Below are 19372 nucleotides of genomic sequence, written 5' to 3'. Positions count from 1 at the left end.
GCAGTTCCCTGACTTCAATCATTCCGTTTGGATCAAGGCCGTTTGTAGGCTCGTCAAGGATTAGCAGGCTAGGCTGATGCAATAAGGCCATTGCAATGCTTAACCTTTGTTTCATGCCAAGAGAGAAGCGCCCGGCTTTTTTACTTCCTGTTTGGGCAAGTCCAACCATGTGCAGCACTTCGCCAAGTCGTGATGCCGGGCACTGGTAGATGTGCTGCAGAATTTGCAGGTTCTCAGTCGCCGTCAGGTGTCCGTATATCGAAGGTGATTCAATCATCGCACCTATATCTTTCAAACTTTCCAGGCGATGTTTTTCGAATGATTTGCCGAATACCATTACCTTGCCGTGCTGGATTTTAAGTAGTCCGAGTATGAGCTTTAAGGTGGTCGTTTTACCCGCACCATTTGCTCCGAGAAATCCATAAATTGAACCTGTCGGAACTTCCAGATTAATGTCTTTTATTACCAATGAGCCGTCACCAAAAGCATGGGTTAGCTGCTGTGTCTCCAGGATTAAGTCGCTTTTCATGCCACAAAAGACAATCATTTTGGATGCCTCTGAAAACTTTTTAGACATGCACAGGCAAACGTTCTGCAAAACACTTGAAAACTGCTGCAAAGCAATAGAAGGTCTTTTTCTAAATTCTTCCTCTCGCACTTAACGCTAGCCAGATTTGTAATAGGTACGCGGGGTAGTTTTTACTTTGTTTCCGTAGTGATTGGCTAGCAAAATTTATCTGGCATGGAGTCAATAATTGAAATACTGAGCAATATATGTTGGTATTCAACGATGCCAATTTGAGTGAATTAGTTGACAGGATTGTCAATCCTGTTAATTAAAATTCTTATATTATCAACTATTGATTTGGGGTCATCAAGGTGAATGTAATGGCCGGCATCGGTAAGGTAGAGCAAAGCACCTGGTTTGCCAGTAGAATGAATCAGTTTTCTCCACCTCTCCATGTTTGCAGAATTTTTGATATGGAAAAAGACTTCCTGGTCATAATCCTTACTTCTTTGGGCAACTGGTACTTCGAATTTCCCACCTACGAAAAAAAGTAGGGGAACAGCAGGCAAAGGTAACCTTGTTATTTCTGCAAAATCTGTTTTTCTTAGCTCATTCAAAATCCTTCTTTCACTCCAGGGACCAAAATTTAGTGAATCTACTTTCTGATCCGGTTGGTAAAGGCGATTGTACAACATTTCATCAATCTTCTTCTCGGGTAGTCCCATTTTTCTAAAAATATCATTCCAATCATTTTTTGTTTCCGTAAAGTCGGCGGGATCAATAAATACAAGTCCCGAAATTTCTTCTGGATAGAAGCCGGCATAGCCCCGTATATATAACCCGCCAAGGGAATGTCCAACCAAGATATAAGGAGGAGCAATGTTCAATTTCTTTAGGATATCATGCAAGCTTTCTGCGGCGAACTTAACGGTTGGCATTTGGAAGATTTTATCTGATTTGCCTATTCCAGCTCTGTCGTAGGCAAAAACTGGTGCCATGGTCGAAACTTGTGCTATAATTTTCTTCCAATTCCCAAGATCAACACCCATTCCGCTTTCGAAAATAATTACTGGAGCATTCGGTTTTCTTTTCTCAAGACCCTGTGTGAAAACATGGTAACGATGGTCATTTACCTCAACAAGTTTCTCTTGCCCAAATGAAGCAAAGGATAATGAAAAAAGACAAAGCGTAATAATGGCTTTCATGCGGGTGATCTTTAGCTACTTTGATATTTTCAAGTTGGCGAAATCTCCGTTTGAGTTATTGCCCACCCAAAATCCAATTTTTTTACCAGCAGGATTTGGATTAAGCGTTGTAACCTCCAGGCAGGGCACTTCCCCTCCGTTCAACAAAACTTTAATCCTGTTCTCTTTCACTTCAATTTTGACATGGAACCAATCTGTTGCTTTCAGTGTTGGCGAATTGATGCCCGATTCGTATTTGTCCTTGTGTGTATTACGGAGCTGTTGAAATCCGAACTTTGGCTCAAATGAGTATTGTACAGCGTGGATCCTGCGCACCGAATCAGAAGACTGGAAATTGAAGGGACGAAAATAGACCGTTTCATAAGTTTCATTATCAATGCCATGGAAAGCAATCCCAATAAAACTTTTTTGCATAACATCACGGCCTTTTGCATCAAACTCAATAGTGCCTTCCGAAAAGAGTAAATCTTTTACCCAAGCAACTCCGGCTCCGGTACCTTCACTTAGTCTTACGATCGACCTGCCGTTTTCTGTAACCTGTTCAACGGTACGATTGTAGGGAATATACTCAGCTTGCTGTGATTTTGATTCTTGAGACCGCGCCATTGAGAAAGAAAAGCAGGTAAGAATGAACAATATGTTAAAATGTTTCATGGTTATGGATTTTAAACAACTAATAGTGAAAGGCTTAGTAAAACTAATAAATTAGTTTGAACTTTACAATAGGTACATTAAGGTGTTCATTTTTACATCTTCCAGAGAGCGCCCCAGACCTTACTCCGATTTATTCACAGCGACTATCGCTTCATCAATTCCCTTTGAAAAATTTTTTACTGAATATGTAACAGGAATATCTGGTATCAGCGGCCCATCATGCCCCTTCCAGTTTTCCCAATACCGGGTAGAATAGCCAACACTGATTTTGGTACGGGGCAGCTGAAAGCTCCTTACTTCTCCGAAATGGTTTACATTACCGCTGGTCGCTTCCCCAAGTATGGTTGCATAGGTATCTTTTTTCAAACTTACTGCATTCATCAGGGCAGAAGAGAAAGTTTGTTTGCCGACAACCACAAACAGCTTCTCTTTTCTATTCAAATCGCTTTGCCTGATGCGTTCGATAAAAGGTCCCAGAATTGCAGAGTTACCACCACTATTATACCGCAGGTCAATAACCAGGCGCTGGGGCTTATTTTTAGCGATAACTGCAAAAAGCTCATCATTGAAAACCGAAAACGGAAGTGAATTTTGTTCCTGACACCTGTTGTAGTTAAAATAAAGTGTGCCGGTTCCCGGATTATAATTATACCAGTAATATTCCTTGTTCATTTGCGAAAGCATTCCGTTTTTCACTTCTGCTAAAGGCAGGTTACGGGCATTTTGGCCTGCCACCGATTTAATGGTGCGTTTAATTGTTTTTCCATCAGGGGCGGTTAAATCAAATGTGACTTGATCCGTGCTGCTACTGATTCCAAGCCCTTTTAAAATAACCGGATTGTTGATGAAATGCAGAAAAGCTACCTCAAAATACGATGGGTTTTCGCTTTGGATGATTTCTTTAAAACGGTTGGTTACCTCAGCGATTGCATGCCCGTTTACACCGCTTAGCCGGCATAGTAAAATATCTGCATGAAGGGTGTCGGTTGCGGTGACATATATCCCCTCGGTAAACTTGTTAAACCTTATGGGCAACACTTTGGTGAATACCGGCCTTATTTGCGTATGCTCATCGCCAACCGCTACAATAAGTTTAAAAAGTTCCGCGATAAATGCCTCCTCATCCCGATGCGTTAAGCGTGATTCAATTGCAGCGATTTGCCCGTCGAAATCGGGTTTGCTAATCTTCGCAAACAGATTGATGTGCCTTTTAGGCAGGGTATCTTTTAAATAGTGCAGATCTTCCAGGTAATCGGCTTTAGTTAATGACTGGCAAAAACCTGCACCAGCCTGAAGTAAAATAAAGCTCAGAATAATTGTTATTTTTATCATGATTGTTCCTTTATCTTAGCGTTTACAAGACACCACAAACATACGAAATGTTGCAGGCTGGTTACACTCCGAATTAAACCAGCCCTTCAGCGAGCTCAGCGCAGCTAAATATCGTGAATACAAATCCTTTACAATTATTTAATCCGCCGGGATTATCTTTACGCCGTGGACTTCGCAGGGGAACAATTACTTTTAGAACGCATTAGGGCTTCAGATTATGAAGCTTTCGAGGAAATGCATAAACTGTATTACCCCTTGCTGTTCGGTCTGGCGCTAAAAAAACTGAATGACACTGATGAAGCGTATGACCTTTTGCAGGATATGTTCCTGGAACTCTGGGAAAAACGTCAAACTTTTCACATCAGCAATCCCCTACCCAACTACCTGAAAAACCGGCTTTGGTTTAAGCTCTCCGGTTACTTTCGCAGACAAGGGTTTCGCGACAAACACCTCACAGCCTTTGCGCAGTACCTGGACCGGGAACTTGTGTCACCTGAAGATCTGATTGAACTGCAGGACCTGGAAATGGAGTACCAGCAGCTAATAGACCGTATTGACGAGGTAGTAGATGCGATGCCTGACAAAATGCGTACAGTATTCCGCTTAAGCAGAGAAGGCAACTATGCCATTGCTGAGATCGCCGCCCAACTGGGTATTTCTCCCAAGACTGTTTCCCGTCAGATCAACATGGGACTGGAACACATCAGGCGGAGCATCGGCGACATACCGCTTTCTGCACTCCAATTGGTTATCCTGGTGTACTTAACAAAAAGCTAACCTAAGCTTAACAATTTCTTATGAGCCATAATGGCTTCCGCTGCTTATTACTAATATATGCAGCAATACAATCAACCATTTAAAGAACAGCTTGAGCGCTACCGCCGTGGCGCTTCAGACCAGCCAGAACGCAGCCGAATCTTCAGGTGGCTGATCAGGCTAGATTTGTTTGGCCCTATACCCCCCGAAGTCATAGTGGAGAAACAAAGGCAATCGGCTGCCGGCCTAAGAAAAGAGATTTTTCCTGAGCCTAAGATACGGCATCTTAATCATCCCATGTGGATCCGTACGGCCGCGGCAATATTGCTGCTATTGGGTGCGCTATGGATGTGGCAATACCAGCGGGATCAACCTTCAGATACCGTAAAATGGGCGCAGATGTCCACAGAGGCCGGGGAAATGAAAAAGGTGACGCTTGGCGACGGTTCAGAAATCGTGCTGAACGCGATGAGCTCACTGAGCTATCCGGTAAAATTTGCAGCTGGTAAACGCGAGGTCAGACTTACAGGTCAGGGCTTTTTTACCGTAAGCCACAATCCCTCTAAGCCGTTCAGGGTTGAAACTGGCAGGATCAGTGTCCAGGTACTGGGCACCTCATTTGACGTCAGGGCCTATGCCGATGATGCTGAAATACAAGTGGCAGTTGCGACAGGAAAGGTCGGAGTACTTGAAAACGGCAAAAACGGTTCAAAACCCCGATTCCTGACACCGGGACAGGGACTTAGCTACAAGATAACTTCAGGTGTCTTTATTTCGTCGACACTTGAGCCAAAGGATGCGGGCAGCTGGCAGCAGCGTAAAATATCTTTTAGTGAAACACCGCTCGCGACCATTACCAAAGAGCTGGAACGCCAGTACAAAGTGAAATTCATCTATAAAGATACACGCCTTAAAGACAAGCCGCTCAGCCTGAACGTGCGAAACCAGCGCATTGAAACAATAATGAAGGGCTTGAGCATTTCAGGAGAATTCAAATACAAAATAGAAAAGGGGACCATAACCATTATGCCTATGTAACACCAGACATTTAGCCATACACGGATGAAAAACGGAAGTGCTGCAAACACTCCCGTTTAAATGAAAATTAAAGATCCGTCATTATTTAGGACAACAAACCATTTAACAATCATGTACAATTTTACAAAAATTAATCTAACAAACTACTTGTTGGCTATGACAAGACTTGCCTTTTTTACACTGGTCATTTCACTCTCCCTCAGCAATCTTCTGGTTGCGGCCGAAGGGCATTCCCAGGGTTTGGAAAGCACTGTGGTCCAGATCACCGAAGACCGCCAGAGTGTTGCGTCTATGCTGGCCGAAATTGAGCGGCAAAGTCACTTTACATTTACCTTCCCTGCTGAGGTAGGCCGCAGGCAGATTTCCGGAACATCAGCAGGAAGGATCGCGGTAGCAGACCTGCTAAAAAAACTCAAAGACCGTTACCGGATCAACTTTACCCAGTTGGGTGAGCTGATCGCCCTGAGCCAGCTTCCTGTTCCACAGGAGGCAGGCACCATCAGCGGAAAGATCCTTGACAATAATGGGCAGCCGCTTCCCGGTGCCGGCATCCGCGTTGAGCAAACCGGGCAAACGACTCAGAGCGCCGTGGATGGTGCCTATCGTATTGACCTGCCAGCGGGAAAATATACCCTGGTGATCAGTTATATCTCCTTCGGTACCCGAAGGATTACCGATGTAACCGTTACTAGCGGCAGCAACACGCCATTGGATGTGGCCATGCAGGAAACTGCAAACGCCCTGGGCGAGGTTGTGGTTACCGCTTCCTATAAAAAAGCTTCGGTAGAAGGATTGTATGCACGTCAAAGGAACGCAGCTGGCATGACTGATGGAATCTCCGCAGATCAGATCAGGGCAACACCAGATAACAATACCGCACAGGTACTGAAACGAGTTTCTGGTCTTACCGTGCAGGATGAAAAGTTTGTAACCGTACGCGGACTTAGCGAGCGGTACAACAATGTAACGCTGAACGGGGCTTCATTGCCAAGTACCGAGCCTAACCGCCGAAATTTCGCTTTTGACATCATTCCCAGTGCGCTGGTTGATAATATCGTGGTCAGTAAAACAGCGACACCTGACCAGAGTGCCGAATTTGCCGGCGGGCTGGTACAGGTGACCACACGCGATATACCCGATGAGGATTATACAAGCCTTACCATAGGCAGTGGTTACAACACCAACAGCAAGGGTAAATCTTTTTACAGCCTGAAACGGGGAAATAGCGAGCGCTTCGGCTTCACGCCTCCCGACCGCAACTGGTTCAGCGGCGGTAAATTTGATGCCGCTGCATACCGGCAATACAGCATTGACCGTAATGAAGTACAAGTGGCTGAACTCAGTAAAACGATCCCCAATACCTTCGGTGCAAGAGACTATGGTTATCAGCCGGTCAGTAACCTCCAGTTTGCAGTCGGCAGAAGAATGCTCTTTAAAGGCGGCGACCTGCTGGCCATATCGGCCGCGGCCAGCAACCGCTATGAGGAACTGACGCTCAAAGAACAACGCTATTATCCCAGCTATTATTTTTACAGCGACTCTGCGTCCAGGGCTTACCAGTCCAGCAGCGCCCTGGCCGGCCTGGGCAGTATCGCCTACCAGCATGGTGGCCATAAGCTGGTTTTTAAAACTGTTTACAACCGCAGATTAACCAACCAACTTTTTGACTATTCGGGATTCTCCTGGTCTTCTCGTCCAGGACCTGTTCAGTTTAGCAACAATATATTGCAGGTAAGTTCTCTATGGAACAACCGCCTTGAAGGCGAACATGTGCTGAGCAGATCCCGGATCAAGCTGGACTGGTCGGCTGATGTCACTCGCCTGGATAAAGACCAGCCTGACAACCGCGTTTCCAATGCCTATTCGGTGAGCAATACGGATTCTTACTACGTACTGACCGATCAGAATGGTTTTTTAAGCGAAGGGCTGACCTCGTTCAATTCCTCACTGGATGAAAGGAAATATAACGGGGCATTCAATCTGCAGATGCCCATCAAGATCCTGGGCCGGGAACATAAATTGAAAGCGGGTTATGCTTATACCAATCGCAAGGCATCCACAGAGACATTAGGTATGCGTCTGTTTTACAACAACAGTACGGGCAAACACAACCCAGATGATTTTTACGATGCTGTTTTCGGATTGCCAGACTATAAACTGGCCGCAGCGGACCTGATGGCGCCTGGCCTGTTATATTATAAGATCACCAGCGTCAACGGGCTTGGCGCTTCAGATGACTACAGCGGGAGGCAGAATATTCAGGCAGCCTATGCAATGGCTGACCTGAAATTGACTGAACGTGTCCGACTGGTCGGCGGTTTTCGCATGGAGGACAACCAGATGAACCTTTCAGGGATCACCTACAGCCTCCAAACCGGACGCCCGATTGATTCACTGGTAAAATATCATAAAACTGACTGGCTGCCTAGCGTAAACCTGACCTGGAACTTTCGCCCTGATATGAACCTGCGTGCAGCTTACTCACAAACACTCGCCCGTGCTGACTTCCGGGAACGCGCCAATTATCTGTATTATGATGCCACCGAAAAAACGGTGATCACCGGGGCTACCAGGCTACAGGATGCAAATATTGAAAACATTGACCTGCGCTATGAATATTTTTCCGGGCCGGGCGAGATCTTGTCATTTTCGCTGTTTTATAAAAAATTCCGCAACCCGGTTGAACTCGTTTCTACTGCTGATGCTTCAGGTGGGCTGATCAATTATTATTTCAACCTGGAATCTGCTGTTAGTAAAGGCATCGAGGTGGATATGAGAAAGTCCTTCGGTTTTTTAAATGGCTCTTCGGATGTACTTAAACATTTATTCATTAGTGGCAATTTCTCCTGGATGAAGGCAAACGTAAAATACAATGTCAGCAAACTGCTGGCACTGGCCGGACAGGGAACCATTATAGGTGATGGTAACCGTGAACGGCCACTGCAAGGCTTATCGCCTTATGTGATCAATGGCGGCATTGGCTATCTTGGTGATAAAGCCGGTATCAATCTCAGCTATAACCGCTACGGAAGGCGGATCATTACTGCCGGGCAGTACTCCTATCAGGATCAGTATGAAAATCCGCGGGACGTATTGGACCTGCAGCTGAACGCCCGTTTTCTAAAAAAGCGATTGGAGGCCAGATTAAACATCAGCGATCTGCTGCAGCAAAAAAGCATTATCTATCAAAATGTATCTGTTACCCAGGGAAAAGGCAACGATCCCGGTGCTTTTCTTGGCATCGATGCTGCCCATCTGGATAGTCAGAACATCAACAACGACCCGAAAGGAAAAGCATTTAACAAAGCACTCGATTATGTCCGCTATAGCAGCTTCAGGGGTAGAAACATATCAGTAAACTTCACTTATAATTTTTAAAAACATGAGATTTAAAGCATATATCATCACATTCTGCTGCATACTCACATTAACGCAAAGCGCCTGTAAGAAGGAAGGGGTGCTCAGGGAAACCCCTGTTATTGGTAAGATCCGGCTCAAGAACGTGTCACTCGGCACAGCTGCCTATAGCATCAGCTTAAACAATACGGTACTGGAAGACTCATTAACCAGCACACCTGCCCAGGCCTATTTATATACCATTCAGGAGGGACAGAGCCAGCTGCAGGTCCGGTCAGCGTCAGACAAGAAGCTTTTGCTGGATACGGTGATCGCATTGCCGAAAAGACCCGTTGTCACCATACTTTCAATAAGCAGTGAACCCGGTGCAAAACCTGAAATCATCATTTCAGAAGATGCCAATGTCGCCCCTGCCCAGCGAAAGCTTGCATTTTATTATACCGGGGCCGGGTTGCAGCCAGGCCTTCCGGATCAGGCGCTACCTGATGAGGTGACGGTTACTTTGTTAAAGTTCGAAAACGCAAACCCGGTTAAAGTAGACACGCTTGCAAAGTTTGAGAACATTTTGAAGGGCAAGCTTTCTGAATTTCAGCTGATCGATTTTGATGACAATAGCAATACCTATACCTTCGACATCAGAAATAAGCAGGGACAACTCCTGGCTCCCGCTTTTGATCTTTCAAATCCCTACTCAGGGAATCTGCTGATGGGAAATTATACCTCATCACAGCAAATGATCTATGACCTGCAGGTCTTTGACATAGGCACCCAGTTTGTATATTATTCTTTTCCCCTGTTGTTATTTTAGGGCAAATTCTGCGCATACACTTCAATGGCGGGTCCTTCCCGCCATAGTTGTAATTAACAGGCAGATTACCGACAACTTTCACGTCACTTAACTCAATATGTGATGTAAACTCATTTTCCAGATGGGCTTTAATATGTTTTACGTGTAATTCACTCGTGCATACATTTAAGAAAGATTGACTAATTCCTCTACTTGTGTTTAACCTGTTTTCCCTAAGCCACGAATAATTAACCAAATATGAGAAACTAACATAAACTAAAATTATTAGTATAATGTTAATAATTTACTAATATATTTAGTATAACTTTGTAAAACCTAATTTTTGATTGTTATGAAAGAGTTAAAGCTGTTCAGGAGGGGCACAGCCCAAACCCTTATTCCGCTATATGCGGAAGCCATTCATGCCGGATTCGAGAGTCCAGCCGCTGACTATGAAGAAGCACGCATCGACTTAAACGAATACGTTTCCCATTATCCAGAAGCCACTTTTTTCGCCCGGGTAACTGGCGAATGCATGATCGATTCAGGCATTTATCCCAATGACCTGCTGGTGGTCGACCGCTCATTAACCCCGAATCAGGGCGACATCGTCGTGGGCATCATCGACAATGAATTTATCCTGAGATCGTATTATAAGAAGAACGGTAAAGAATACCTGATGCCAGACAACAAGTATTTCGCGCCTATTGAGAAAACAGATGCAACCCTATTTGAAATCTGGGGTGTAGTACCACATAGTGTTTTAGATCAAAGAAGGAGGAACAGTGCTCGCGTTAATAGATTCGAACAACTTTTACGTTAGTGCCGAACGGGTATTCCAGCCTGAGCTTCGCGATAAGGCTGGTTGCGTCCTGAGCAATAACGACGGCTGCGCCATTTCCCGCAGCAATGAGGCTAAGGAAGTGTTGGGCATCAAAATGGCCACGCCCTATTTTATGATGCGTGAACACCACGACCAGGGCAGGTTATGGTGGCGCTCGTCCAACTACACCTTATACCAGGATATGATGCGCCGGATCACAGGCATTGTGCGCAAAACCTTTCCCGACCAGGAGATCTATTCAATCGACGAATGCTTTTGCGACCTCACCGGCCATAAATTTGCCGATCTGGAAAAGGAAGGCACTGCATTACGCGCCAAGATCCTGCAATATACAGGAGTTCCAGTTTGCATTGGTATAGCCCCAACACGTACATTGGCAAAGATCGCCAACAAACTCGCCAAAAAGCGTAACGGTCAAACCGGTGTGTACCTGATGGACAGCCCTGAGAAAATTGAAGAGGGCTTACGGGCAACCGAAATCGGCGATGTTTGGGGTATCGGGCCGCAGTATGCCATCAAGCTCGTCAAAGCTGGCGTGTATACTGCCTGGGATTTTACCCAGCTGCCAGAGGATTACGTACTGAAACTGATGACTATTCAAGGCCGACGGACTTTCCGCGAGCTCAAAGGCGAACGCTGCATCCCCATGGAATATGTCCGCCCTGACAAGGAAGGCATCACCACCGGCAGGAAGTTCGGCCGCGTGGAAATGGAACTCGCACCAATCGAAGAGGCTCTTGCAACTTATGTGGCCAATGCTGCGCTCAAACTGCGCAGACAGCACTCAGTCTGTGCAAAGATCTTTGTGTTCCTGCACACCAGTAAGTTTGCGACACTTTCCGAAAGGTACACCACAGAAACCACGATACAGCTACCGGTCGCAACCAACGATACCGCGGTGATCATCAAAGAAGCCCTGAAAGGGCTGCGGAGGATTTTCATCAAAGGCTATCGCTACGAAAAGGTCGGCGTTGAACTTAAAGACCTGAAGCCGCTGAGCCAGGTACAGGCTTCGGTGTTTGAGCAAGTGAATCCCGAAAAGCAGGCTAAAATGCAGCGGGCGCTAAAGATCATGGACAAGCTCAATGTCGATTACGGCAAAGACACGATCCGTTACGGCGCGATGGGCTATGAAAAAAAATGGTTCATGCGTCAGGAATTCCTATCCCGGAAATACACCACCAGAATAGAGGACATCATTATCGTAAAAGCAATTTAATATGGCAAATTATCCGAATTCAGTCAGAATGACCCCGGAGCAGCGAAAGCAAGGCGATTTTAACCGATTGATGCCGATCATCACTGAAGCTTTGCTCCAAAAAGTATGGCTCTACCATAAAAAATTTGGCTCCTGGTACACACCGGAAGAGTTCAGCAAAGAATATTCCGGCCGTTTCATCAATAATTATGAAGTAGAGCAGCTGCTGGCAAATTTGGTTCTTCGGGACCCACGTAGCGGGAACAATGCCTTTCAGAAAGCGATCCTCCAGAAGACAGCACAATACCAGAAAGAGTTGGCCGACCTAACCGGCAAAGGAGAAAGATTTTTAAATAAAGTGATTGATTATTACAGAGATAAAAACACAGGGCTATGAAAATAAGAAGAAAAACACCAGTTTTTTCCGCAGTAGTGCTTCGGGTACTGGAAATAAGATTCAAAGAGATCATGAAAGTAAACCTTGCCAACGAAACCGTTTTTGATTTAGCGGTTAAAGGACGGGTACCCATAGAAAAATTCATTCTGGACTTTGACGGCTATATGGTACATCTGGTATCAGAATTCGGCGAGGTTGACCAGGTATACCAGTTCAATATTTATCAGGCGAAAATACTCCGAACTGAACTGTTTTATAATGACCTAAACAAGGTCAATGAATTAATTGTTAACTTGTGTCCAAAGCAGCAACATGGAAACTAAAAACACGGACCTACATAATATGGAGACCCTGGGCCACAATTTAAAGGCTAAATTTCCAGAAATCTCCGAGATCACCGCAGGGGCTGATTTCACTTGGTTTATCATCAATGTCAATGAAGCTGTTAATTCTGCACCCTTGGTCAAGGCCCTAAATGAATATCTGACCCCCTACATTGCTGAGCACGGCAATCCAAAAGAGGAGTATGATTTTAGCATAAAACGAGGGAAGGAACTCATTGACATCCTGCACTTCAATAATCCTGACGCAGCACATCGGATCACCCTGGACCTGTTCGGCCAAACACAAAATTTACGCGTTCAGGATGTAATGGGCGCAACGGGCGACTACACGATATTTAATGAAGATTTTGAAAAGATCGGCTACCTTTCTGCTGGTACAGCGCCGCCAACAAACGCGGACGGAAGTTTAGTCAACCCGGATGACATGGACAATTTCAACGATGAAGTGTGTGTGGATTTCAGCAATCCAAACATCTGGCAAATCTACCCTGATGAATTAAAACCGTACCTGAATGAGATTCTGCAAAAAGTGCAGGAGGACATCGATAACAATGCAAAGTCGCTCGAAGTAAATGTAGATGATCCCGAAGACCTCGCCTTCTGGGCAGAACAGTTCCAGCTCAGCGAATCCGATCTCCGTAAAGCAGTTCTTGCTGCTGGAAAATCTGTTGACAATATTACCACCTACTTACAAAAATAAATATGCCTGAACTACCCGATCTAGAAGTTTTCGCCGCCAATCTGGAAAAACGCTTTAAAAACAAAACGCTCGAAAAACTTGACATCACCGTCGCCAAAAAACTCAATGTACCGGAAAAGGAGCTGAAAGCTGCACTGGAAGGCCATCAACTCCAAAGTGTCCATCGCGAAGGCAAGACTCTGCAGCTCCATTTTGGAGGATCAAATGTGCTCGGTCTCCATCTGATGCTCCATGGCGAGATCCAGCTGATCGAAAAAGATGACGAGGTCAAATTCAAGATCATAGAATTCCATTTCAAAGGCGACAACAGCTTTGCCCTGACCGATTTCCAGAAACAGGCCACACCAACCTTGAACCCGGAACCTGTTGACGTACCAGATGCTTTATCAAAGGATTTTAACATCACCTACTTTAAAAATGTGCTGGCCAAAAAAAGCGTACAGGTTAAACAGGTACTTATGGATCAAAAAATTGTCCGCGGTATCGGCAACACCTATGCCGATGAGATCCTCTGGCATGCCAGGCTATCCCCTTTCGCGATAGCTAAAAAGATTCCGGAGAAAAAGGTAAAGGACCTGCACCAGGCGATTGACGAAGTCCTTCGCAAAGAAATCATGAATTTGACCAAGGCAATTCCCGACAGCTTCAATGCCGAGGTACGTGATTTTCTAAAGATCCACAACCCAAACCTGACTGAAAGTCCAACCGGACATCAGATTCTGGTTGATAAAAATGGTGGCCGAAAGACTTATTATACCGTAGAGCAGTTAGACTTTCAATAGCCATAAATCAATTCAGCCGGGAAATTGTTATCTTCGGATAACCTGAAGAAGTATGTGTGTCCGTTATACGCTAACCGCCGAGGAGAAGCAGGTTCTTAAAGAGAACCCCTACCAGATGACCGGGCCTTATGAGCCGGATGCTAACATCGCGCCTACTGATTTTGGCTTTATCGTCACATCCGACGAGCCCGATCTCATACAGAAGATGCATTTTGGCATCATACCACACGATGCCAAAACCAATAAACTGACTTACGATACCTGGAATATCCGCAGCGAGGAAGTGATGGAGAAAAGGACCTATAAGCCGCTTATGGTCCACCGCAAGACCTGCCTGATCATCATGGACAGCTTTTATGAATGGCAAAGAAAAGACGGTGAAAGTCTTCCTTACCGCTTTACCGTTCCCGGAAGGAAAACCTTCTGCGTTGCCGGTTTATGGAGCCGCTGGGTTGATCCGACCGGTGCAAATTACGATACTTTCGGAATGATGACCTGTGCTGCCAATGACCTGGTTGGCGAAATACACGAGAAAAAGAGAATGCCGGTGATCCTTCATAAGATCGATGAAAAGAACTGGCTAAACAAGAAACTTTCTGTCGATGAACTTTTAGCACTTTGTGTACCCTTCCCAGACAAGTGGATGCACCGATACCGCGTAAGCAAGAAAGTTAATAAAGTCTCTACCAAGCTAAATCCGAACAAGGGCATTGAACTGACCCTTCCTTTGGATCTCGATGAAGAAACCATGAAACCCATATTACCTAAAGAGCCCAAACCTAAAAAACCAAATATTCCGAAAGAACCGCCACCTGCTGACCAGCCTGATTTATTTAGTTAGTTTTTTTAAGTATTTACGCTGAGCGGCGGAGTTTCCTGATGTTCGCCTCCACCCTAAGGTAAAACCGTACCCTTTTGATGTCTGTCTTAGTTTTAGCCATCCCTTTCCGGCGCACAAGATCAGCTTTGTACGCGTTACAAAACCTTTTTTTTAGTTTCCTGGGTAAATGGCCAAACTGGTTAAGTGGCGGCAGATTGCCGATGTTTAGCCTGCGCTTTTCAAAAGACCTGCGGGTAATATCCCCACCCACTTTATGGAGCAGTAAATACCGGTATTTTCTTTTGTTCGCCATGAGGCCAAATTACAAAATTTTCTCAAGCCCCGAATACTCAAACTCTTTCCTTGACCAATTGTTCACTAATAAAGATGATTATGAACTCATTTGATATACAATTGTTGGAAAGCCATTTAACTATTGAACCGCAGGACAATGGGACATACCGGGTCATGGAAGGTGAAAATAAGCTCGGCGTAATTTATCCGGAACCCATGGGCGACCAGGTGATCTGGAACACACAGGACGACATGAACTTTGATTTTGTCCAGCAGATTGGTGAGCTGATTACCGAACATAACATGTAACTTTAATTCTTAAAGGACCTTTAACCAATTAACGATGAGCGAAGAGATCGACGAACCTTTTGAAATCGAAGTCCAGGACTTGCAGTTACTGGTTATTCCCCTGGAAGATGGTACCTTCGATGTCTATAAAACAGGAATTAAACTTTGCAATGTCTTTGCGGACATTGGCATCGATACCGAACCGGTGTGGGCAACCAGTGATCTGATCAGTCAGGAATTGGTTGATGAAATTGGGTATGCGATAGAAATGAAACAGATATAACTATGGATTATGGAAAAGTGCCGGATTCGGAAATCCCGGTGATTGATTTTAAGCTTGCTCCAGACGGAGCGCAAACGCTGAAAACTTTAAGTGGACTGGCAAAAGCGGCCAAGCCGGAATTTTATGTGGGCGCGAGTAAATGGGGTCGGAAGGAATGGCTGGGCGTACTTTATCCTGTAAAAACGAAAGAGGCGAATTTCCTGTCTGAATACGCAAAAATTTTTGACAGTATTGAACTTAATGCGGTATTCTACTCCATCCCTTCAGCTGATATCGTAGATAAATTCAGGCGGAAGGTGGAAGATGCCGGGAATCGCAACTTTAAATTCTTTCCGAAATTCTCTAGAACCATATCGCACGTCAAAAGGCTGGAGGATTGCGAGGTGGCTACTCAGATGTTCCTGGAAAATATTAGTCGTTTGGGCGATATGCTTGGGCCCTGCTTTCTTCAAATGGGGGATAATTTTGGTCCAAACAATTTTCTGAAACTGGAAAGCTATCTGAAAAGTTTACCGACTGATCAGCAGTTTTTCTGCGAAGTGCGGCATGAGGACTGGTTCGGTAATCCTATCGCAAGGCGACAGTACTTGAGTATGCTGGCTGAAAATCGTATCGGTGCGGTCATTACAGACACTGCCGGCCGCAGGGATGTATTACACATGGAATTGAGTACTCCTGAAGTATTCATCAGATTCGTAGCCCTAGGTGGAGATCACCTGCAAACAGATTATGCCAGAATTGACGATTGGATATCCAGAATTAAAAAGTGGGTAGATCTGGGATTACAAAAAGCCTATTTTATGATCAATCCGATCGACGAGCGAAACACCCCGGAACTTGCCTGGTATGCGATAACCCGGTTTAACAGTGAACTTAATGCAAATCTGCCCCCAATCCGCTTTATCCCCCCTGCTGAGGTAACGATAGCTCCGCCACTGCCAGGCTTTTGATATTTTTAGTTCGAAGATTAATCTTTCCCCAACGGCCTTCCCCAAGGTGATTTAATATCTGCGACATTTCCTAGTCCTATAGGATCGCAAAGTTTAAGTCGAGCTTAACGTGTTCTACTTCTATTTTGCTTAGATCAGAATTATCATCAAATATATGGAGTAACGTCCAATGAACTAATATGATACTATTTTTGAAGGACATGGTCATCAATCTAGAATTATTTCGAATTTGGCCAATCTTTCGCGGAACACGGTTCTTACCAACTCTTCACTTTGAAATCTACACTTTAATCCTAACCCTTTTTAATAAAAATTATTTGTTGTTGTTGCAAGAGGGTTTAAATTTTATTTAGGTTCAACTGCCTCTGCCGTTTCTACTGTTTCACCATACTCTTTGATGATAAGTTGACCTTTGGTCCCTGATTTTTTCTTGAATGAAAACGTAAGGTCCCGTTCTTTCATAAAAAACGAATTTTCGTTTTCTGGATAGATTGAAAAAGTTTTTTCACCTATCGTTAATTTAAGGTGGTCGCCATCAATATCAACAATCATATTTCCAGTTTGACTGCCTTTGTAATTGCCCGTCAGTTGTTGTAGCTGATTTTTCGAAAGTGATATTGGTTCGCGTTCATTGATATATTTTGCCGGTCCATGGTCATAACTAAATACTCGGGAAAGTTTCCATTGATTGTTTTTCAACAGCCAGAGATTTGCAAATGGAGCGTGGCCATCCAGACGCTCTGGCTTACCTTTTGGTGTCAGGTAAAACACGTGTTCACCGGTGAACAATGCGCCATATACGGTATCATTTTCCCGGAGCAAATGCAATTTCACTGTGCTGTCTATGGCTTTGCGACGCAAACGAAAATCACCATTGCACAGGTTTTTAATACTTTTCAGCATGGCAGCTTTACCCAGGGTGATGCCACCCTTGTCATGATAAAATTCAATATCATCTGCGATCAGACTGGACTGCAGCGCGGAATCGCAACCGTTGTAACCTTTCCAGAATAAACTGTCTTGTTGCCTGACGGTACGCTGGATCGCTTCAACATTTTCCTGCGCGTTTAGTACAACTGGTGTGCTGACGAAAATTAGTAGCGTCAGGATGAGTAGGTTATTGTAGATTTTCATTGTTATCTCTTTTTAATTAGACTTCCGAAGATCCAAAATGTTTCAACGTGGACAGGTCATTTGCAAATGCCGCTTCGAAGTTGCCGGTTTCACGAGGCTAGCCGGTTCTAAATTATAATCTTATGTAAGTTTCTCCAGTTTCATAGTCTTCATCATCCAATTTACGTGGATACTTGCCATATTGGGCAACAGGCTCGCGTACCTCCAGACCAACTGATAGTTGTTCAAATAGTATGCGTCTCTGATTTTTGCTTGGAGTCCAGGCTAATGCAAAGACATTTATTTTTGCCGATGGGTATTTTGCTATTATTTGTCCTACAATGGTTCTTGAAGTTACCCCGGTAGTCACAACATCGTCTATCAGAATAATCTGCCGATTTTCCAGACTAAACCCTAAGTCACGCAATCCATACACACCGGCAATTTCCTGCTCCCTTCCTAAAGCATTAAATCCTTTCAAGGGCTTCGTTATACGCTTTTTACACAACAACTGCGGAATATATATACCTTGGATCCCGGTGGCAATCCCCTGCCCTAGCGTATCCATAGCAGTCACTTTTTCATCCCCAGCCTTCAGTTCAGTACTCCTCAAAGCCCTGATCACAATGATCTCCTCCTTCAGTTGGTGAGCCCGCAATTCCCGAAGCGCACACTCCAATAGATATGCCGTTGCAGAGGGACTATCGTTCTTGAAATCAAGAATCAATTGCGCATTATTATCCCAGTTCGATTTCCTGGGGAAATAATAAAATAAATGCCAAAGCTTGATGAATCCTCGTTCATCAAATTTAATTTTCCGCTCCATTTACTTTTATAGATGGTACGGACTAAAGTATATATATCACCAATCCGACCGTTAATATTTCAACTAAATATTTTTTATCGATCTGATTTTCTTTGACTTAAAATTCCTTTCCCTCAGACCGACAAGCTATTTAATAATTTGATAACATGCTGAGCTTAACAGATTTCATTTTAAATTATACACATTTGTAATTTAAATTGCGAGATTTATAACAGGGGAAATAACCAACTGATTTTTTATTTTCATGTTAACTGGAAAGGTTCATAGTTCTGAGGATACCCTATTGCTCTCTCAATTGAGGGATGGCAAAAGTATGGCCTTTGAAGCCTTGTACGAAAAGTACTGGGCGGATGTGCTGGATGAAGCTTTTCGGAGGCTGGGTGATATCGACCAAGCAAAAGACGTTGCCCAGGAAGTGTTTACTTACCTTTGGACAAGAGCTACCGATAATCCCATAGCAAATTTTCCAGCATGGCTAAACACTGTCGTTAGAAATCAGGTCTACAGGCAGATCAAAAAACAAGGGAACTTTGTCCCGATTCCAGAAATAATGCTGGAACTCGAAAGCCACGGTGACCACGCTGATGCTAAAATTCTGAGCTCAGAATTGCAAAGAACCTATCAAGCCATGATTGATGCCCTTCCTGAACAACAGCGGGTCATATTTAAAATGCGCTATGAGGAAAACCTTACTCCAGAGGAAATTGCGTCTGCATTGCAAATCTCCCCAAAAACAGTTCGGAATCATCTAGGCCGGGCGTTGGGTAAGCTGAAAACTGCATTGGTACTATTTCACGTACTATTGTTTCTCAGCGGTAAGTAAGCATATCCCATTTTATAGCTTAAACTCCGTTAAAAATATATTTTCATAGTGACTGGGCAAAATGCTGATTTAG

The 19372-nt window shown here is 44.4% G+C and carries 22 protein-coding genes; 15 read left to right on the top strand and 7 right to left on the bottom strand.

The genetic code is table 11. The features are described from left to right. From AC6CH7_RS26255 to AC6CH7_RS26240, 4 genes are all read right to left on the bottom strand, one after another. A partial coding sequence (locus tag AC6CH7_RS26255) for an ATP-binding cassette domain-containing protein (protein ID WP_498265525.1) occupies positions 1–529 on the bottom strand: 529 nt, incomplete at its 3' end. A 278-nt stretch (positions 530–807) separates the two neighbouring features. After that, positions 808–1713, bottom strand: a complete 906-nt coding sequence (locus AC6CH7_RS26250) for an alpha/beta fold hydrolase (protein ID WP_498265524.1) — start codon at positions 1711–1713, stop codon at positions 808–810. Between the two features lie 15 nt (positions 1714–1728). After that, a complete protein-coding gene (locus tag AC6CH7_RS26245; protein WP_498265523.1) occupies positions 1729–2367 on the bottom strand; it encodes a 3-keto-alpha-glucoside-1,2-lyase-like domain-containing protein in 639 nt (212 codons plus the stop codon). Between the two features lie 120 nt (positions 2368–2487). After that, positions 2488–3699, bottom strand: coding sequence for a S41 family peptidase (locus tag AC6CH7_RS26240; protein ID WP_498265522.1), 1212 nt, complete (start codon positions 3697–3699; stop codon positions 2488–2490). Between the two features lie 165 nt (positions 3700–3864). Between AC6CH7_RS26240 and AC6CH7_RS26235 the strand changes: the two genes are divergently transcribed. From AC6CH7_RS26235 to AC6CH7_RS26185, 11 genes are all read left to right on the top strand, one after another. Beyond that, complete coding sequence (locus AC6CH7_RS26235; RefSeq protein WP_498265521.1) at positions 3865–4476, top strand: sigma-70 family RNA polymerase sigma factor; 612 nt, start codon at positions 3865–3867, stop codon at positions 4474–4476. 57 nt (positions 4477–4533) lie between these two features. Beyond that, complete coding sequence (locus AC6CH7_RS26230) at positions 4534–5493, top strand: FecR family protein (protein WP_498265520.1); 960 nt, start codon at positions 4534–4536, stop codon at positions 5491–5493. A gap of 60 nt (positions 5494–5553) precedes the next feature. Further along, positions 5554–8871, top strand: a complete 3318-nt coding sequence (locus AC6CH7_RS26225) for a TonB-dependent receptor (protein WP_498265519.1) — start codon at positions 5554–5556, stop codon at positions 8869–8871. A 4-nt stretch (positions 8872–8875) separates the two neighbouring features. Then, complete coding sequence (locus tag AC6CH7_RS26220) at positions 8876–9658, top strand: hypothetical protein (protein ID WP_498265518.1); 783 nt, start codon at positions 8876–8878, stop codon at positions 9656–9658. 331 nt (positions 9659–9989) lie between these two features. Beyond that, a complete protein-coding gene (locus AC6CH7_RS26215; protein ID WP_498265517.1) occupies positions 9990–10460 on the top strand; it encodes a LexA family protein in 471 nt (156 codons plus the stop codon). Further along, entirely contained in the window at positions 10423–11700 is a 1278-nt protein-coding gene (locus AC6CH7_RS26210; protein WP_498265516.1) for a Y-family DNA polymerase, read from the top strand. The genes AC6CH7_RS26215 and AC6CH7_RS26210 overlap by 38 nt, the downstream gene beginning before the upstream one ends. Position 11701: 1 nt before the next feature. Further along, on the top strand, positions 11702–12076 hold the full coding sequence (locus AC6CH7_RS26205; RefSeq protein WP_498265515.1) for a hypothetical protein: 375 nt from the start codon (positions 11702–11704) through the stop codon (positions 12074–12076). Continuing rightward, the gene (locus AC6CH7_RS26200) at positions 12073–12399 is read left to right on the top strand and encodes a hypothetical protein (RefSeq protein ID WP_498265514.1); all 327 of its coding nucleotides are present in this window, start codon (positions 12073–12075) and stop codon (positions 12397–12399) included. The genes AC6CH7_RS26205 and AC6CH7_RS26200 overlap by 4 nt, the downstream gene beginning before the upstream one ends. Then, positions 12389–13120, top strand: coding sequence for a DUF3606 domain-containing protein (locus AC6CH7_RS26195; protein WP_498265513.1), 732 nt, complete (start codon positions 12389–12391; stop codon positions 13118–13120). Before AC6CH7_RS26200 ends, AC6CH7_RS26195 begins: the two co-directional genes overlap by 11 nt. Before the next feature lie 2 nt (positions 13121–13122). Continuing rightward, the gene (locus tag AC6CH7_RS26190) at positions 13123–13902 is read left to right on the top strand and encodes a DNA-formamidopyrimidine glycosylase family protein (RefSeq protein ID WP_498265512.1); all 780 of its coding nucleotides are present in this window, start codon (positions 13123–13125) and stop codon (positions 13900–13902) included. A gap of 52 nt (positions 13903–13954) precedes the next feature. Next, positions 13955–14743, top strand: coding sequence for an SOS response-associated peptidase (locus AC6CH7_RS26185; protein WP_498265511.1), 789 nt, complete (start codon positions 13955–13957; stop codon positions 14741–14743). 13 nt (positions 14744–14756) lie between these two features. On the opposite strand, the gene AC6CH7_RS26180 is transcribed toward AC6CH7_RS26185, so the two are convergent. Then, entirely contained in the window at positions 14757–15035 is a 279-nt protein-coding gene (locus AC6CH7_RS26180; protein ID WP_498265510.1) for a hypothetical protein, read from the bottom strand. Positions 15036–15115: 80 nt separating this feature from the next. On the opposite strand from AC6CH7_RS26180, the gene AC6CH7_RS26175 reads away from it, so the two are divergent. Genes AC6CH7_RS26175 through AC6CH7_RS26165 form a run of 3 tightly spaced genes read left to right on the top strand, consistent with a single transcriptional unit; the run spans position 15116 to position 16537 of the window. Continuing rightward, positions 15116–15325, top strand: a complete 210-nt coding sequence (locus AC6CH7_RS26175) for a hypothetical protein (RefSeq protein ID WP_498265509.1) — start codon at positions 15116–15118, stop codon at positions 15323–15325. Positions 15326–15359: 34 nt separating this feature from the next. Further along, positions 15360–15587 carry a hypothetical protein gene (locus tag AC6CH7_RS26170; protein WP_498265508.1) on the top strand — a complete coding sequence of 76 codons (228 nt, stop codon included), beginning with the start codon at positions 15360–15362 and terminating at the stop codon, positions 15585–15587. Between the two features lie 2 nt (positions 15588–15589). Beyond that, positions 15590–16537, top strand: coding sequence for a DUF72 domain-containing protein (locus AC6CH7_RS26165; RefSeq protein WP_498265507.1), 948 nt, complete (start codon positions 15590–15592; stop codon positions 16535–16537). 345 nt (positions 16538–16882) lie between these two features. Here the strand turns inward: AC6CH7_RS26165 and AC6CH7_RS26160 are convergent, their stop codons facing one another. Both AC6CH7_RS26160 and AC6CH7_RS26155 read right to left on the bottom strand, forming a co-directional pair. After that, positions 16883–17671, bottom strand: coding sequence for a nuclear transport factor 2 family protein (locus AC6CH7_RS26160; RefSeq protein ID WP_498265506.1), 789 nt, complete (start codon positions 17669–17671; stop codon positions 16883–16885). Positions 17672–17783: 112 nt separating this feature from the next. Then, positions 17784–18476 (bottom strand): ComF family protein, encoded by a 693-nt coding sequence (locus AC6CH7_RS26155; protein ID WP_498265505.1) that lies wholly within the window; start codon positions 18474–18476, stop codon positions 17784–17786. A 244-nt stretch (positions 18477–18720) separates the two neighbouring features. Between AC6CH7_RS26155 and AC6CH7_RS26150 the strand changes: the two genes are divergently transcribed. Then, positions 18721–19299: an RNA polymerase sigma factor gene (locus AC6CH7_RS26150; RefSeq protein WP_498265504.1), complete on the top strand. Its 579-nt coding sequence runs from the start codon at positions 18721–18723 to the stop codon at positions 19297–19299. The last annotated feature ends 73 nt before the right edge of the window (positions 19300–19372 follow it).

It is taken from the genome of Pedobacter sp. GQ55, assembly GCF_059758925.1.
Note: the sequence above shows the minus strand (reverse complement) of the source record. Positions and strands in the feature narration are given on the sequence as shown.